Below are 14,641 nucleotides of genomic sequence, written 5' to 3' on the forward strand. Positions count from 1 at the left end.
GGGACCGCTACGGTCTGGCGCATGGGGAAATGGGTGGACGGGACGGGGACGCTGACGGTCTCGGCACAGGAACCGACGGGGACGGCCGTACCGCCGGAGGTCGTCGTGACGCCGGAGGTCACCGTGCCGCCGGAGGTCGTCGTCCCTTTGGAGGTCGCGGCGTCGTACCGGGCGCGGCGGCGGGGACTGCTCGGGCGGGACGGGATCGCGGGAGCGGCGCTGCTCATCGTCCGGACGAACAGCGTGCACACCTTCGGCATGCGGTTCGCGATCGACGTGGCCCACCTCGACCGCTCGTTCAGGGTCCTGTCCGTCGTCACCATGCGGCCCGGACGGCTCGGCATGATCCGGCCGCGGGGCCGGCACGTCCTGGAGGCGGAGGCGGGCGCGATGGCGGGCTGGGGCCTGCGACCGGGGGCACGCGTGCGCGTGGACGTCGAGGCGGGCCCGGACGGGACGGACGTCACGGCGGGCCCCGACGGGACGGACGTCACGGCGGGCCCGGACCGAGCAGGGTGAACGACCCGTACGCGGCGGAGGCGAGGGCGAGCCCGGCGAGGACCGGCACGACGGTACGGGTCCGCAGCCGCGCGAGGGCCACCGCGGGCGGGAGCAGCAGTCCGAACGCGGGCATCATCAGACGGGGCCGCGACCCGAAGTACGCGGCGCCGACGAGCGAGACGAACACGACGCCGATCGTGTAGACGAGCAGGGGCAGCGGCTGCCCCTGCCGTACGCACAGGACCACGAGCCAGCCGAGCAGCGCGAGCGCCGCGCAGAGCCCGAGGGCGGCGGGCCAGGGCAGCCCGAGGATGAACCGCGCGAGCGCGACACCGCCGTCGATGGAGTTGCCCCAGGCGGCCTGGACCTCGAAGTAGGCGGTCGGACTCCCCTCCCGGACACCGACGTACACGATGTACGCGAGCCAGCCGAGCGGCGCGATCAGGACTCCGGCGACCGTCCGCGGGGGCAGCCGCCGGTCCCGTACGAGCAGGACGAGCGCCGTGATCCCGAGGGCGGCGATCAGCGCGACGGCCGTCGGCCGGGTCAGCCCGGCGGCCGCGCACAGGACGCCGGCCAGGAGCCAGCGCCCGCGCAGGACCGCGTGGAGCGACCAGGCGGCGAGGGCGGTGAACAGCGTCTCCGTGTACGCCATCGACTGGACGAACGCGGTCGGGTACACACCCCAGAGGACGGCCAGCAGCACACCGGCACGGGGCCCGAACGCCTGCGCGCCGCACCGGTGGATGCCCCAGGCGGCCACCAGCCCGGCGGTCCAGGAGACCAGGAGTCCGGCGGTCGCCGCGTCGACGGAGAGGACGGCGGAGAGGCCGCGCTCCAGAGCCGGGAAGAGCGGGAAGAAGGCCAGGTCGGAGTGGACGTCACCGTTCGGCAGGGTGGTCTCGTACCCGTAGCCGTTCTCCGCGATCCGTACGTACCAGACGGAGTCCCAGCGACCGTTGAGCCGGTGCATCCCGTCCTTGCCGGTCGCGGCGGAGGCGACGGCGAGGACCGCGAGACCGACCAGCCGGGTGGCGGCGTACCCACCGAGAGCGAGAAGGGTGGGGCGGTCGGGCCGGCGGAGGCAACGGAGACGGCCGGGTGCGGTGAGTCGGGACGCGGACATGCGCCCGATTATCCCGGGGCGGACGGAACGGTCAGCCGAGGGGCCTTATGCGGACGAACTTCGCGGCCATGACGGGACCGAGCTGATGGACGATCTCGTGCCCGGGTTCCTGCGGGGAGGGCAGGTCGCCGAGGAACGAGGTGACGATGACCTCGTCGACGCCGAGCACCCCACGACGACTCTGCTCCTCCAGGAAGGCGAGCGTGCGACGCCAGTCGGCCGCGCTCGGAGCCTCGCCGAGGAAGGACCGGACGGTGTCCTGCACGACGTCCCAGAAGAACACGTGCGGCTGTACACCGCCCTGATGGAAGACATGCCTCTCGTACACGTCCCGGAACTCGGGGATCCGGGTGACGAGGTCACTGACCAACTGCACACTCGGCGTCTCGCCCGGCTTCTCGCTCGGCGTCGTCGTCATCCATCCAGAATGCTCCCGTGCCGCGGCCGTGTCCCGCCGCTTTTGCACATTCCTGACGGCGGCTTTCGCGAGGTTTTCCACAGGGGGTGCGAAGTGTCCCTCTTCCGTGGATCGTTGGGCGTATGTACGAGTTGGCGATCCTCGCCAGGGGCGGGGTCCTCCTGACGGTCTGGGCGGTCGCGGCGGGCTGGCCCCCGGGCCGCCTCGCCGGCCGCCTGCGCGGGGACGGCTGGCAGCGGATCTGCCGGGGCGCGTGGGCGGCCCCGGGAAAGGACGTGGACTGGCAGGTCAGAGCGACGGCCGTGCAACTGCTCCGCCCCGAGCTGGTGTGCAGCCACGGGACGGCGGCGGGACTCCACCGCATCGAACGCCTGGGAGCTCCCGGAGCGGCCCACCACCCCGACCACCTCCACTTCACGGCCCCGGCACCGACCCGCTCGACCCACGGCGAGCGGATACGCGTCCACGCCACGGCCTTCCTGACACCCCGCGACCGCTCGACCCGGCGGGGCCTGCGGACGACGACCCCGGCACGGACGGTCGGCGACCTCATACGGGCCGCCGGAAGCCGCGAGGAGGCGGTCGTGGTCGCGGACTCGGCGCTCGCGCGACGGGCGGTCGACGGGGTGCGGCGCGAGGCACTCGTCCGGTACGAGGACCTCACCGCCGAACTCGCGGCGCCCCGGCGGGGAGCACGCCGGGCCCGGTCCTGGCTGCCGTTGACCGAGGCGGCGTCGGGCTCACCGGCGGAGACGGTCGCCCGGCTCCGGATACGGGACGCCGACCTGTTCCCCGAATCCCAGCCGCCCCTGCGGACGGCGGGCGGCCGGCTCCTCCGCCCCGACTTCCTCTTCCGGGCGGAGGGCCTGGCCGTGGAGGTCGAGGGCTACGCCTTCCACGGCACCCGCCGCGCCCACGAACGGGACGTCGCCCGCTTCAACGCGTTGCAGTCCTGCCCGGAGATCCGCCGCGTCCTGCGCTTCACGGCGGGGGAGGTCTTCCACCACCCGGACCGCATGACAACCACGATCCGGGCGGCACTGGCGACGCTGGCTCGGGGCTAGGGCGCGGAGGGCGGGGCGGGTGCGGAGGGCGGGGAGGGCGGGGAGGTCCGGGGGAAGGAGATCTCCACCCGCCGGTTCTTCTTCCGCCCCTCCTCGCTGGCGTTGTCGGCGATCGGGTAGTCCTCGCTGTAGCCGCGGATGTCGAAGGTCGTCCCCGGGTCGAGGCTCCGCGCGAGAACCTGCTGAACGGCCACGGCACGCTGCTTCGACAGCTTGAGACCGTGCTCGTACGTCCCCAGGTTGTCGGTGAAGCCGAAGACCCGGACGCGCCCGGACCCCAGCTTGTTGATCTCCGCGGCGACGGCGGCGATCCGGGCGGTGGCGGCCGCCCCGAGCTTGGCACTGTTCTTCGGGAACAGGACCTCGGCCTGCAGCGCGAACGTCACGTCCACGTTGGTGTCCTGCCGCCGCTGCTCACCGCCCTCCTCCTCGACGATCTGCTTGATGTCGAGGACCTTGGCGGCAGCGAGGGTGGCACCGTCGGGCAGCATCAGCCCGGGCGCGTTGGCGTCGATCACAGGCGCCGGGGAGGCGGAGCCGGCCGACCCGGGCGGATCGTCGGCGTGGGCCATGGGCACGGCGAGCGGCCCGAACGCCACGGAAACGATGGCGAGGGCGGCGAGGCGGCGGAATGTCGTCGTCATGGCGTCGCCTCAGGAGAGCTTGAGGGTGGCGGGTTCGAAGGTGGGGAGCTGAAAGGAGACGTCGGTGGTGGAGGAGGGAGGGGCGGGGAATTGCATGAAGACGGCGGCCGTCGCCTGTGCCGCCAGAACACTCAGCCCGGCGGTGGTCAGCGGCCGCCCCTCGGTGTCGCGCAGCACGTAGTAGCGCTTCTTCCCCACAGCGTCCACAAGGGTGGCGCCGCCGAACGAGCTGCCGTGCTTCATGACTTCCGTCTCATCGCCACTTGTCTGGGACGAGATGGCTGCAGCCGAGTCGGAAGTGTTTTTCAACTGACCCTTGATGGTGAGGAATCCACCCGCATCACGCTCGACCGAATTGACCGTGAGTTCCAGCCCCTTCTGCCCGCGGACAACAGCGAGGGTCTCCGCAGGCGCCGCCGTCGTCTCCGTATCCTGCCCCTCTTGGGTCTTCTGCGGCACAGAAGTGGTCACGGCCGGCTTGTTCGCTTTCGGCTTCTCCTCGGCTCCGCAGCCGACCGCCAGGAGGGCCACCGACGCGATCGCGACGGTAAGCAGCCCCTTCCGTGCGTACCGAACATTCATGAAGCGCGCTTCCTTTACTCGTCGTCGCCGGCCAGTCGGACAGTGAAAAGATCTACGGCACTGGGAAGTGTCGGATCGTCAGGATCGATCGTCCAGGCCACGTCATCACAGGTAAGCCCAGTTATCGGTTCGGGTTCTGGCTCCGGTTCCGGCTCATCACCTGGTTCCGTCGGATCAGGGCCCGGCTCGGACTCCTCCGGTTTCGGCACGTCCGGTGGCACGAAATCGCACTTCGATTCGATCACGGCCCGAGCAGACGCTGTGGCACGCCGCGACTCCTGGCCCGTCGTGAGCACCGTTACACGGAAGCCGTCACCCCCCGATGCAGGCGGCACACAACCATCACCGGAGAGCTCGGCGTCGTTCCGACCCGCGAACACTTCCGCCTGCTCACACGCGGCGGGACCGTCAAATCCCACGCCGCGCAGGATTCCGTCCCACTGATCAGGGAAGAGAATCACGTCGAGCCAGTCATCTCGGAGCTGCTCGCGGGCGTCCTGTGCAGCCGCAAGGGCTGCCGCATCCGCTGCGGTCTGGGCGCTGTTCCGCGTGAATGCGGCCTGCCCTACCGCAAAGTAGACGAAGGCCAGAAACAGCAACCCCGCGATGGCCGCGATGTAAACAGGGAAGGCCTGCCCATCGTCACGGCGCCTCCAGGAAGCGACTACTTGCCTCCAGTGAGGTCGGCGATCTTTTGAGTGATGGCGTCCTTGATCGATTTTCCGATGTCCGTGCCGGTGATCGCCACAACAATCGCCACCACCACCACAATGATCCCCAGGTACTCCACCGCCGTCTGGCCGCGGTCCCTCGATCGTCGTTCCGTCCAGTCGCCGAGCTGCATACGGGCCTTGGTCAGGGCCTTCAGCATCGCGTCGTTCATCGTGGTCCCCTCCGCGTTCAGACGCCTGCGCATGGGCACGGTACGCCGACCCTCGGGTCGGTGCACAGGGCCCCTGGGCCCATCTGTGGGCCCGGGTCATCGGGTGGGCCTGGTGCCCAGCCAGGAGGCTATGGCCTCGGCGCGGGTGTCCGTGTGGAGTTTGGCGAAGATGCGGTTGATGTGGTTCTTCACCGTCTTCTCGGCGATGAAGCAGGTCGCGGCGATCTGCCGGTTGTTCAGGCCCGTGGCGATCAGATCCATCACTTCCACCTCCCTCACACTCAGTCCCCACTCTTCCATATTCCGTTGCATGCGCGAAGACGCATTCTCAAAGTGCGCCGACATTGCGACAATTGAGCTCTCCACATCATGTGCAGTCGCACGGAGCGATCTCAGCAGCACCTCCGACGCCGTCGCCGTGAACCGCGCCCGCCCCTCCCCCACCTCCCGTACCGCCCGCACCAGTTCCTCCGTCGTGAACTCGCCGTGGACCAGGTAGCCGCCCGCGCCCAGTCGCAGCGCCTCCTCGACCGTCTCCGGCTCCCGGCTGTGCGTGAGCATCAGGACACGGGCCAGACGCGCCAGGTGCGGCAGGGCCGCCAGGCCGTCCCACGGCGGCATGCGGACGTCCAGGAGGACGACCTGCGGCCGGGTCCGGAGCGTCTCGCGGAGGGCCGCCCGCCCGTCCGACGCCTCCGCCACGACCCGCAGGTCCGGGTGGTCGCCGAGCAGGGACCGCAGACCCGCGCGTACCACCGGGTTGTCGTCCGCCACCAGGATCGTGAGCGCCGTCATCGCGCCCCCAGCGGGACTTCGAGGCGGACCTCCGTGCCCCCCGCCGCGTCGCCCCGGCCGATGCGGAGCCGCGCGCCGACGCCCGCCGCCCGTTCGACCATGCCGACGAGGCCGAAGTGGCCGCTGCCGCGCAGCGCGTCGAGGGTCGTGCCGGGCGGCAGCCCCCTGCCGTCGTCGCGGACGCTGATGCGGAGCAGGCCCGCGTGCACCCCGGCGGTGACGTCGACACGGGTGGGGTGGGCGTGGCGTCCGGCGTTCTCCATGGCCTCGGCGGCGATCGAGAGGAGCTGTCGGGCCATCGGGTACGGGACGACCGCCGGTGTCCCGTCGCCGACGGGCCGGAAGGCCGCTTCGATGCCCGACGCCTGCCAGCGGGTGGTGAAGTCCCGTACCCGGTTAGTCAGTTCCGAGGCCAGGTCGATGCCGTCGGCCCCCGCTCCCCCGTACGACTGGCTCCGCAGGTCCGCGAGGAGTTCGCGGGATTCGGCCGCCGCCCTGCGGGCCGCGCGGGCGACGAGCGCGGCCCTGTCCCTCGCCTCGGCCGGGTCGGGGCAGGTGGCGAGGGCGTCGGCGGCGAGCGCGAGGCCGTGCAGGGTGGTGGCGACGGAGTCGTGCATCTCGCGCGCGAGCCTGGCCCGTTCGACCTCGACCGCCTGGGCGGCGGTGAGCCCGGCGCGCGCCTCGGCGAGGGCCTGGCCCGCCTCCCCGAACCGCAGCAGCAGGTTCCGCAGGGTGACGCCGAGCGCGCCCGTGATGACGCAGAGACCGGCGAGCAGGAGGACGTCACCGCGTACGGCGAGCAGGACGAGGGCCTGCAGGCAGGCGAAGAAGGCGGCGCCGCGCCAGCTGTAGGCGAGTCCGGCGAGGAGGGGCGTGCAGACGCTGACGTACGCGAGGGTGCTCTGCGGTCCGGCGGTGACGAGGAGCAGGGCACCGAGGAGGGTGTCGGCGGCGAGGAGGGCGGGGTGCCTGAGGAGCAGGGGGCCGAAGCGTTCCCAGTCGCGGAAGAGGACGTACGAACCCATGAAGGTGACGACGACGGCGGCGCCGACGAGCCGGACGGGGAGGCCGGGGGCGGCGCCGAGCAGCGCCGCGGGCGCGGCCAGCGCGATCATCGCGAGCCGGAAGCCGAAGACCTGGCGGCACATGGCCTGCAGGGCGTTGGCCTGGAGGTCCACCGGGCGGTGGAGCCGAGAGCCGACGGGCCCGACCGGGGCCACCCGACCCACCGGGCCCAGCGCACCCCCCGGCCCGACCCGACCCACCCGACCCACCAACCCCACCCTCCCCTCCGGACCCCCGCGGCCGGCCCCGCGCGCATCGCGCCTCATCGGGTGCTCACTCGCCCGTCACCGAGCCGAAGTCGGTGCCCGTGCCCAGGAAGAGGCCCGCGCCGAGCAGGATCATCGTGGCCGGGACCATCAGCGTCGTGATCACCATCGTCGCCTTCGGGACCGCCTTGGCCGCCTTGCGCCGGGCGTTCTGCGCGTCCGTGCGGCGCATGTCGTTGGCGATCTGGATGAGGGTGTCGACGATCGGCGCGCCGAGTTCCTCGCCCTGCTGGAGGGCGGTGACGAACTGGGCGACCTGTTCGGAGTCGTTGCGTCGGCGCAGTTCGTCGAAGGCCTGGCGGCGGCTGACGCCCATGTCCATCTGACGCAGGGTGATGCGGAGTTCGTCGGACCAGGGGCCCTCGTACTTCTCGGCGACGCGTTCGAGGGCCTGGCGGAAGCCGAGGCCCGCCGAGACCACGACGGCGAGGACGTCGAGGAAGTCCGGCAGGGTGCGTTCGATCTGGTCCTTGCGGATGCGGACCGCCGACCAGATGCCGACCTCCGTCCAGAACGCGCCGAAGGCCAGCAGGAGCAGCGCGGTCAGGTACGAGCCCTTGCTCAGCATCAGCAGGGCGCCCAGGGCGCCCAGGAAGCCGTAGACGGCCCGGCGGGCCCCGTACCGGTCGATGGTGAGTCCGCCGGGGTTTCCGGCGAGGTCGATGCGGCGGCGGACGGCGCTGACGCGTTTGGGGCCCATCAGGCGGAGCACCGCCGGGGACCAGCGCATGCCGAGCCGGTCGACGGCGGAGTCGACGGCGCCGGTACGGGTCGCGCCGACCTCCAGGGCGAGTCTGAGGTCGTCGGGGAGCCGGGCGTCGGCGCGGTAGAGCCGGAGTCCGTAGGCGATGCCCGCGACGGCGAGGCCGGCGAGGAGGGCGAGGAGGAGGTCCACGGCGGCGGTCCCTACACGTCGATCTTCGAGAAGCGGCGGATGGCGACGAAGCCGACCCCGTACAGGACGAGCGCGGCGACGACGGCGAACTGTCCGATGCCCGAGCCGGTCATGCGGTCGAGGGCGCCGGGCTGCATGTTGTCGATGAGGAGGAGCGAGCCGACGCCGATGACGGGGACGGAGTACGCGGTCATGCTCACCTGGGAGAGCTGGGTGCGGACCTCGCGCCGGGTCTCCTTGCGCTCCTCCAGGGTCTCGGTGAGGTTGCGCAGGGAGGAGACGACGGTGCCGCCGGCCCGGTTGGCGAGGACGAGGGTGGTGACGAGGACGACGAGTTCGCGGGAGGGCAGCCGTTCGGCGAGTTCCCCGAGGGCGTCGTCGAGCGAGGTGCCGACGGCCAGTTGCTGGGCGACCTTCTCCAGTTCGTCCCCCGCCGGTGCCTCCAGCTCGTCGGCGGCGAGGCTGAGGGCCATGCGGAGGGCGAGCCCGGCCTGGGTGGCGTTGGCCAGGATGCGGGAGAGTTCGGGGAGCTGGTTGATGAACTTCTCGATCCGCTTCTGGCGCTGCCAGTTGAGGAAGCCCATCGCCACCCAGATGCCGAGGAGTCCGCAGATCGGGCCGAAGAACGGCGAGAGCGCCGCCTGACCGACGACCCACAGGACGGCGACGGTGGCCGCGAGGGCCACGGTGAACTCGCCGGGGGTGACGTCGAGGCCGGTGGCCGCGATCCGCAGCTCCAGTTTCCGGCCGAGCGCGGTCCGGCGCACCCGCCGGTCGACGCCCCGGAAGCGGCGCCTGCGACGGCCGGCGGTCTCGGGCGCGACCGTCTCGTCGAGCCGGGCGACGAGCGCCGCGTGCCGGCGCGCCCCGCTCGCGTACAGCTGGACACCGGTGATGCCCAGGACGCAGGCGAGCAGGGTCACGCCCGCGGTCAGCCAGAAGGGGTCGGTCATCATTCCGCCTCTCGGGTGGCCAGGTGGGCGTCGGTCACGGCCACGCCGAAGGCCTGCGGGATGGGCTGGCCCGCCAGGTAGAGGCGTTCGGCGACCCGCCGGGGCAGCGGGTGGTACGTGAACTGCCCGTAGACCCGTCCGTCGGCGGCGAGCGGCTGCGCGTGGAAGCGGCAGACCGTGGCGAGCAGGAACCGTTCCCGTCCGTGCGAGGCGAGGACGGAGATCTCGGTGATGCGGCGGGTGCCGTCGGGGTGGCGGGTGAGCTGGACGAGGACGTCGACCGCGCTGTTGATCTGGTCCCTGAGCGCCTCGAACGGCACCTTGACCTCCGACATGGAGGCGAGGGTCTGGAGCCGCATGAGGGCGTCCTCCGCCGAGTTGGCGTGGACGGTGGCGAGGGAGCCGTCGTGGCCGGTGGACATCGCCTGCAGCATGTCGAGGGTCTCGCCGCCGCGGACCTCGCCGACGATGATCCGGTCGGGACGCATGCGCAGGGAGTTGCGGACGAGGTCACGGATGGAGATGGCTCCGCGGCCCTCGATGTTCGGCGGGCGCGCCTCCAGGCGGATGACGTGCGACTGCTGGAGCTGGAGCTCCGCCGAGTCCTCGATGGTGATGATCCGCTCGCCGTCCGGGACGAGCCCGGAGAGGGCGTTGAGCAGGGTGGTCTTCCCGGTGCCGGTGGCGCCGGAGACGATCAGGTTGAACTTGGCCTGCACGAGTCCGGAGAGCAGGAGCAGCATCTGCTCGTCGAGGGAGCCGAGGCCGAGCATCTCGTGGAGCGTGTACGCGCGGGGGAACCGCCGGATGGTGAGGGTCGCCCCGGTGAGCGAGAGCGGCGGGATGATGACGTTGACGCGCTCACCGGACGGGAGCCGGGCGTCGACCATGGGGTTCGACTCGTCGACACGGCGGTTGACGGTGGAGACGATCCGCTCGATGGTCTGCATCAGCTGGTCGTGGGAGGCGAAGCGGAGCGGCAGGAGTTCGACGCGGCCGTTGCGCTCGATGAAGATCTGGTCGGGGCCGTTGACCATGATCTCGGTGATCGACGCGTCTTCGAGGAGCGGTTCGAGTACGCCGAGCCCGAGGGCCTCGTCGACGACCCGGCGGATCAGCTGGGCGCGCTCGGCGGTGGAGAGGACCGGGCCCTCACGGCTGATGATGTGCCCGAGGACGCGCTCCAGGCGGGCGCGCCGCTCGGCGGCCGCGAGCGCGGACATCTCCGTGAGGTCGATCTCCTCCAGGAGCTTGGCGCGGAAGGCCGCGACGAGGTGCCCGTCCTCCCGGGCGGCCGCGTTGCCGCCGTGGTCCTCGGGGGCGTTGATCCGGGCGCGCAGGCTCATGGCAGGTCCTCCTCGTCGGGCATCGGCATGGTGGCGGTCTTGGTGACGGAGCCGAAGCCGTCCCAGAAGGGGACGACGGAGGGGATGTCGACCGTGACGGTGGCGACGGCCGCGCCGCCACCGGTGTCGACGAGGACCTCGGTGGCCCAGTCGGCGGCCGCGCGTCCGGCCGCGACGGGGTCGGGCGCGTCCTCGTCGTCGCTGCTCGCCGCCCGTGCGGCGGCGCGCGCGCCGGAACCCGCCTGCTGGGCGGCGTACGCGGCGACCCCCAGCTGGAAGCCGGCGAGTCCGACGAGGAGGAGGATCGGGAGGAACCCGAGGTACTCGATGGCGGCCTGGCCCCTGTCGCGGGAGGCCCTTCCCGTACGGGTGCCCGGCTGTTCGTCCGTACCGCTCATGGGGTGGGTCCCTCCCAGATCGCGCCCGTCCTGCCCTCGACGGTGAAGAGTCCGCCGACGCCGGGGACCAGGACCGGGACCCGGACGCGGACCACCACGGTCACCATGCCGCCCGCGGGGCCCGAGCAGCTCGCCGTGGCGCCGCTCCTCCAGGCCCCGTCCAGGTGTCGCACGGCCGCTCCCTGGCAGTCGTCGCCGACGGCGGCGGCCCGCGCCGCCTCGTCGGCCGCGTTCCCCGCCAGGGTGTACGTGTAGCCGACCAGGACGACCTGCCAGAGCAGGGCGAGGGTGAGCAGGATGACCGGCACCATGCCGAGGAACTCGACCGCCACCTGCCCCCTGTCGTCGTCCCGGTGGATGCGCATGGTTCAGCGCCCTCCGGCGCGGCGGCGCAGCCCGAGGGAGCCCCGGTCGCCCGCGCGGGCGAGCTGCTTGCCGGGGGTCTCGGTGGCCGGGGCGCCGACCAGGCCCAGTTCGCCCGCGAGGGCCCACAGGGCCTGCTTGACGGTGGACTTGGCGTCGAGTTCGTGCAGCCGGCCGGCGTCGACGACGGCCTGGAGCTCCTTGAAGTGGGCGGGGACGGAGACGGCGGCGACGCGGGTGCCGGTGATCTTCTGGACGAGGGGCGGCTGGATCTCGGTGGAGCGGTGGTGGCGGTTGACCAGGGTCACGGTCTCCTCTGCCTTGCGGACCTGGAGCCGTTCCCACATGCGTACCGTCCGCTTGGCCGCCCGGACGGCGACGACGTCGGGGGTGGCGACGAGGAGGGCGGTGTCGGCCATCTCGATGGCGGCGGCGTTGGCGCTGTTCAGCTGGGAGCCGCAGTCGACGACGACGACCTCGTGGCGGCCGCGCAGGGCGCTGACGATCTGGCGGGCGGCCCGGTCGGTGACCTCCTCGCCGCGTTCGCCCTCGGCCGGGGCGAGGAGGAGCGAGAGGCCGGTCTCGTGGACGTACACCGCGTCCTGGAGGACGCGGGGCGAGATGTCGGCGATGGAGGCGAGGTCGGCGACGGAGCGCCGGAACTGGACGTCGAGGTAGGAGGCGATGTCGCCGCTCTGGAGGTCCATGTCGACGAGGGCGACGGTCCGGCCGGAGGCGCGGGCGGCGAGGGCGAGGTGGACGGCGGTGACGGTGGTGCCGACGCCGCCCTTGGCGCCGCTGACGGTGACGACGGTGCCGCCGGGGCCGGTGATCTGTTCGGCTCCCGCGCCGAGGTGGCGTCGGACGCCGACGGACCACTGGGCGGCGGCCTGGACGCGGCTGGCCAGCTCCTCGTAGCCGAGGGGCAGGGTGACGAGGCCGCGGGCGCCGGAGTCCATGGCGGCGGAGAAGAGGACGGGGCTGGCGTCGGCGGTGATGAGGACGACGCCGACGGCGGGGAAGCGGAGGGCGACCTCGCGGACGAGTTCGAGCGCGGGGACGGGGCCGATCCGCTCGTGGACGAGGACGACCTCGGGGAGCTCGTCGAGGGAGGCGGCGGCGAGGCGTGCGAGGGTGTCGACGAGCTGGGTGGAGTCGGTGACCGGCGGCGCGGGTTCGGCGTCGGGGAGCTGGCCGATCAGGGTGGTGACGGCGCGGGCCGCGTCGGGGTCGCCCACGGCCGGGAGGATCCTGGTGGTCATACCGGCCTCACTTGTCCTCTTCGAGCGTGTACGTGCGGTCGCGCTGGTCGGCCGGGGCGCCGCCCGTGGTGGGGGCGACGAGGGCGAGGCGTACGTGCTCGGCGAAGGACTCGGCGTACGCGACGCGCTGGGCGTCGAGGGTGGAGAGGGCGAAGGAGATGGGGACGGCCTCGTTGGTGCGTCCGGCGCGGTCGGAGCTGTCGCGGATCGCGGTGAGCTTGCCGACGTCGAGGACGCGGGCGCCGGCGACGATCATCCGGGACTGGGCCGCCTCGCCCTTCTTCTCGCCGGCGAAGGTGGCGTAGATGTTGACGGTGGCACCGGCGTTGATCTTGCCCGCGACGCCGGTGGCGGCGTCGACCATGATGGCGATCTCCTGCTGTCCCGGCTGGAGCTCGGGCTGTTCGACGATCATGTCGGACTGCAGGAGGGAGCCGGCGCGGAGTTCGGTGACGGCGATCTTGCCCTTGATCTGCCGGAGGTCGGTGACGGCCGTCGAGGAGAGCCACCGTTCGGGCATCGAGATCTTCTCGAACTGGCTCTCGCTCAGGACGGTGTAGGGGGCCACCTTCTTCGTGACCCGGTACGCGGTGGTCTCCGGGCCGACCTTGGAGTTCACGTCGCTGATGACGGCGAGCACACCGGCGAACGCGCCGAGGGCGCACAGGACGGACAGCAGCAGCAGGATGACGCCGCGGCGCTGGCGGGAGTTCATGGCCGTACTACCTCGATCGGAGACGTGGTCTGGGCGGACGGGGGTGGTGCGGGCCGCGGGTCACGGCAGGGCGCGGACGGTGGGGGCGCCCGGATGGGCACCGGAGTCGAGCGCGCGGGCCGTGTGGGGCGGGGCGCCGGGTCCGAGCGCGCGGGGGTCCGTCCCGTGGGCTCCGGTGTTCGCCGCGTGGGCGCGTTCGCTGGAGGCCAGGGCGCGGGCCACCGGGTCCGGGGGCGCACTGGCGCGCAGCGGGGCGCCGCAGAAGCCGCAGCGGTCGCCGATGAGTTCCATCGCGCACCAGTGGCAGGTCTCGCGCCGTACGGAGGCGACCAGCTGGTAGAGGACGGGCAGGTCCGGGAGGTACGCGGCGAACTCGACGACCTTTCCGGTCCCCCACCAGGCGGGCGAGGCCTCGGGGAGCGCGGTCTCCTGGACGGCGCCCTGGATCCGCCACCGGGGTACGAGGGTGGTGGTGGGCCAGTCGGTCTGGAGCTGGCCGCGGGCCAGGAGGAGTTCGGTGGTGAACTCCGGTCCGGCGAGGTGCTCCTCGCCCTTGCCGAGGCGGACGATCTGCGGGGTGGGTCCGGCGAGGACGGCGAAGTGGGCGCCGGGCAGCCATCCCTTGAGGTGGGAGCCGAGGCTGACGGGGACGCGGTCGAGCCGTGAGACGGAGCCGAGGACCGCGCCCGCGTAGATGTAGTGGGCGAGGAGGCGGGCGGCCGAGGCGAGGACGCCGGGGCTGAAGTCGCAGCCCGCAAGCTGGCGCAGCTGGCGGGCGAGCACGGCCGCGCCGAGCGGTGGCAGGTCGGTCCTGACCAGGGCGATCCGGTCGCTTTCGAGGAGGGAGCGGACCGCGCGGAGCCGTTGCTCGACCGCCGCCGGGGCGGAGGTCGGGCAGACGACGACCACATGCCCGAAGCGGGCGAGGAGTTGCTGCATGTCGGCGATGGAGGCGTCGAGCGACTGCGTCCCGGGGGCCGGCAGGACGGCGGCGTGCGGGGTTCCGGGGTCGGTCGCCGGCAGCACCAGGTCGGCACTGGTGACCGCGATCGCTGTCGGCACGTCGGACCCCCCGTCCCCTCCGGCCACCGCCATCCCGGGGGCCGCGGATCACTTACCGCGTTCACGGCGTCACCCCAGGGTGCTGCCGCCTCTGCACCTTATCCACGTCCCCCGGGGTGGTGAACACACAATCCGCCAAGCTCTCCGCATTTCTTTGGGCCCGGAGCTTGGGCCCCTCGACCCATCCCACCCCGGCCTTTGCCCTCGTCCCGCCGTCTCGGCGCCCGTTCCGGCGAACAGGCCCCGCTGCCAGAGGTCTTGACAACGCGATTGGTCTGGACCAGCTTGTTCCGACAACGGTGG

18 protein-coding genes are annotated in these 14,641 nt (G+C 72.3%); 2 read left to right on the plus strand and 16 right to left on the minus strand.

Annotated features, from left to right (window positions below; translation table 11 throughout):
* The first annotated feature begins 21 nt into the window (after nucleotides 1–21).
* Nucleotides 22–519 (plus strand): DUF192 domain-containing protein, encoded by a 498-nt coding sequence (locus tag ABT129_RS11375; protein ID WP_351899565.1) that lies wholly within the window; start codon nucleotides 22–24, stop codon nucleotides 517–519.
* On the opposite strand, the gene ABT129_RS11380 is transcribed toward ABT129_RS11375, so the two are convergent.
* Together ABT129_RS11380 and ABT129_RS11385 are read right to left on the minus strand one after the other, a co-directional pair.
* The gene (locus ABT129_RS11380) at nucleotides 491–1,627 is read right to left on the minus strand and encodes a mannosyltransferase family protein (protein ID WP_351899567.1); all 1,137 of its coding nucleotides are present in this window, start codon (nucleotides 1,625–1,627) and stop codon (nucleotides 491–493) included. The two genes, ABT129_RS11375 and ABT129_RS11380, sit on opposite strands and share 29 nt — an antisense overlap.
* A gap of 31 nt (nucleotides 1,628–1,658) precedes the next feature.
* A complete protein-coding gene (locus ABT129_RS11385) occupies nucleotides 1,659–2,045 on the minus strand; it encodes a hypothetical protein (RefSeq protein WP_351899570.1) in 387 nt (128 codons plus the stop codon).
* Nucleotides 2,046–2,167: 122 nt separating this feature from the next.
* Here ABT129_RS11385 and ABT129_RS11390 point away from each other — a divergent pair, with 122 nt between their 5' ends.
* Complete coding sequence (locus ABT129_RS11390) at nucleotides 2,168–3,109, plus strand: hypothetical protein (RefSeq protein WP_351899572.1); 942 nt, start codon at nucleotides 2,168–2,170, stop codon at nucleotides 3,107–3,109.
* Here the strand turns inward: ABT129_RS11390 and ABT129_RS11395 are convergent.
* From ABT129_RS11395 to ABT129_RS11460, 14 genes are all read right to left on the minus strand, one after another.
* The gene (locus ABT129_RS11395; protein ID WP_351899574.1) at nucleotides 3,106–3,753 is read right to left on the minus strand and encodes an OmpA family protein; all 648 of its coding nucleotides are present in this window, start codon (nucleotides 3,751–3,753) and stop codon (nucleotides 3,106–3,108) included. The genes ABT129_RS11390 and ABT129_RS11395 overlap by 4 nt on opposite strands.
* Nucleotides 3,754–3,762: 9 nt before the next feature.
* Nucleotides 3,763–4,335: a hypothetical protein gene (locus ABT129_RS11400; protein ID WP_351899577.1), complete on the minus strand. Its 573-nt coding sequence runs from the start codon at nucleotides 4,333–4,335 to the stop codon at nucleotides 3,763–3,765.
* A gap of 14 nt (nucleotides 4,336–4,349) precedes the next feature.
* The gene (locus ABT129_RS11405; RefSeq protein WP_502981720.1) at nucleotides 4,350–4,934 is read right to left on the minus strand and encodes a pilus assembly protein TadG-related protein; all 585 of its coding nucleotides are present in this window, start codon (nucleotides 4,932–4,934) and stop codon (nucleotides 4,350–4,352) included.
* A 65-nt stretch (nucleotides 4,935–4,999) separates the two neighbouring features.
* Nucleotides 5,000–5,218: a Flp family type IVb pilin gene (locus ABT129_RS11410; protein ID WP_351899579.1), complete on the minus strand. Its 219-nt coding sequence runs from the start codon at nucleotides 5,216–5,218 to the stop codon at nucleotides 5,000–5,002.
* A 96-nt stretch (nucleotides 5,219–5,314) separates the two neighbouring features.
* Nucleotides 5,315–6,013 (minus strand): response regulator, encoded by a 699-nt coding sequence (locus ABT129_RS11415; RefSeq protein ID WP_351899582.1) that lies wholly within the window; start codon nucleotides 6,011–6,013, stop codon nucleotides 5,315–5,317.
* Nucleotides 6,010–7,191: a sensor histidine kinase gene (locus ABT129_RS11420; protein ID WP_502981721.1), complete on the minus strand. Its 1,182-nt coding sequence runs from the start codon at nucleotides 7,189–7,191 to the stop codon at nucleotides 6,010–6,012. Before ABT129_RS11420 ends, ABT129_RS11415 begins: the two co-directional genes overlap by 4 nt.
* A 160-nt stretch (nucleotides 7,192–7,351) precedes the next feature.
* Nucleotides 7,352–8,239, minus strand: a complete 888-nt coding sequence (locus tag ABT129_RS11425) for a DUF5936 domain-containing protein (RefSeq protein WP_351899584.1) — start codon at nucleotides 8,237–8,239, stop codon at nucleotides 7,352–7,354.
* An 11-nt stretch (nucleotides 8,240–8,250) separates the two neighbouring features.
* Nucleotides 8,251–9,195 (minus strand): type II secretion system F family protein, encoded by a 945-nt coding sequence (locus ABT129_RS11430; protein WP_502981722.1) that lies wholly within the window; start codon nucleotides 9,193–9,195, stop codon nucleotides 8,251–8,253.
* Entirely contained in the window at nucleotides 9,192–10,538 is a 1,347-nt protein-coding gene (locus ABT129_RS11435) for a TadA family conjugal transfer-associated ATPase (protein ID WP_351899590.1), read from the minus strand. The genes ABT129_RS11430 and ABT129_RS11435 overlap by 4 nt, the downstream gene beginning before the upstream one ends.
* Nucleotides 10,535–10,936: a TadE/TadG family type IV pilus assembly protein gene (locus ABT129_RS11440; protein ID WP_351899592.1), complete on the minus strand. Its 402-nt coding sequence runs from the start codon at nucleotides 10,934–10,936 to the stop codon at nucleotides 10,535–10,537. The genes ABT129_RS11435 and ABT129_RS11440 overlap by 4 nt, the downstream gene beginning before the upstream one ends.
* Nucleotides 10,933–11,301: a TadE/TadG family type IV pilus assembly protein gene (locus ABT129_RS11445; protein WP_351899595.1), complete on the minus strand. Its 369-nt coding sequence runs from the start codon at nucleotides 11,299–11,301 to the stop codon at nucleotides 10,933–10,935. The genes ABT129_RS11440 and ABT129_RS11445 overlap by 4 nt, the downstream gene beginning before the upstream one ends.
* Before the next feature lie 3 nt (nucleotides 11,302–11,304).
* Nucleotides 11,305–12,561, minus strand: coding sequence for a CpaE/TadZ family protein (locus tag ABT129_RS11450; RefSeq protein ID WP_351899598.1), 1,257 nt, complete (start codon nucleotides 12,559–12,561; stop codon nucleotides 11,305–11,307).
* Between the two features lie 7 nt (nucleotides 12,562–12,568).
* Entirely contained in the window at nucleotides 12,569–13,276 is a 708-nt protein-coding gene (gene cpaB / locus ABT129_RS11455; RefSeq protein WP_351899601.1) for a Flp pilus assembly protein CpaB, read from the minus strand.
* Between the two features lie 60 nt (nucleotides 13,277–13,336).
* Nucleotides 13,337–14,338, minus strand: a complete 1,002-nt coding sequence (locus ABT129_RS11460; RefSeq protein ID WP_351899603.1) for a hypothetical protein — start codon at nucleotides 14,336–14,338, stop codon at nucleotides 13,337–13,339.
* Nucleotides 14,339–14,641 lie beyond the last annotated feature (303 nt).

It is taken from the genome of Streptomyces sp. NPDC002057, assembly GCF_040296665.1.
GTDB lineage: Bacteria > Actinomycetota > Actinomycetes > Streptomycetales > Streptomycetaceae > Streptomyces.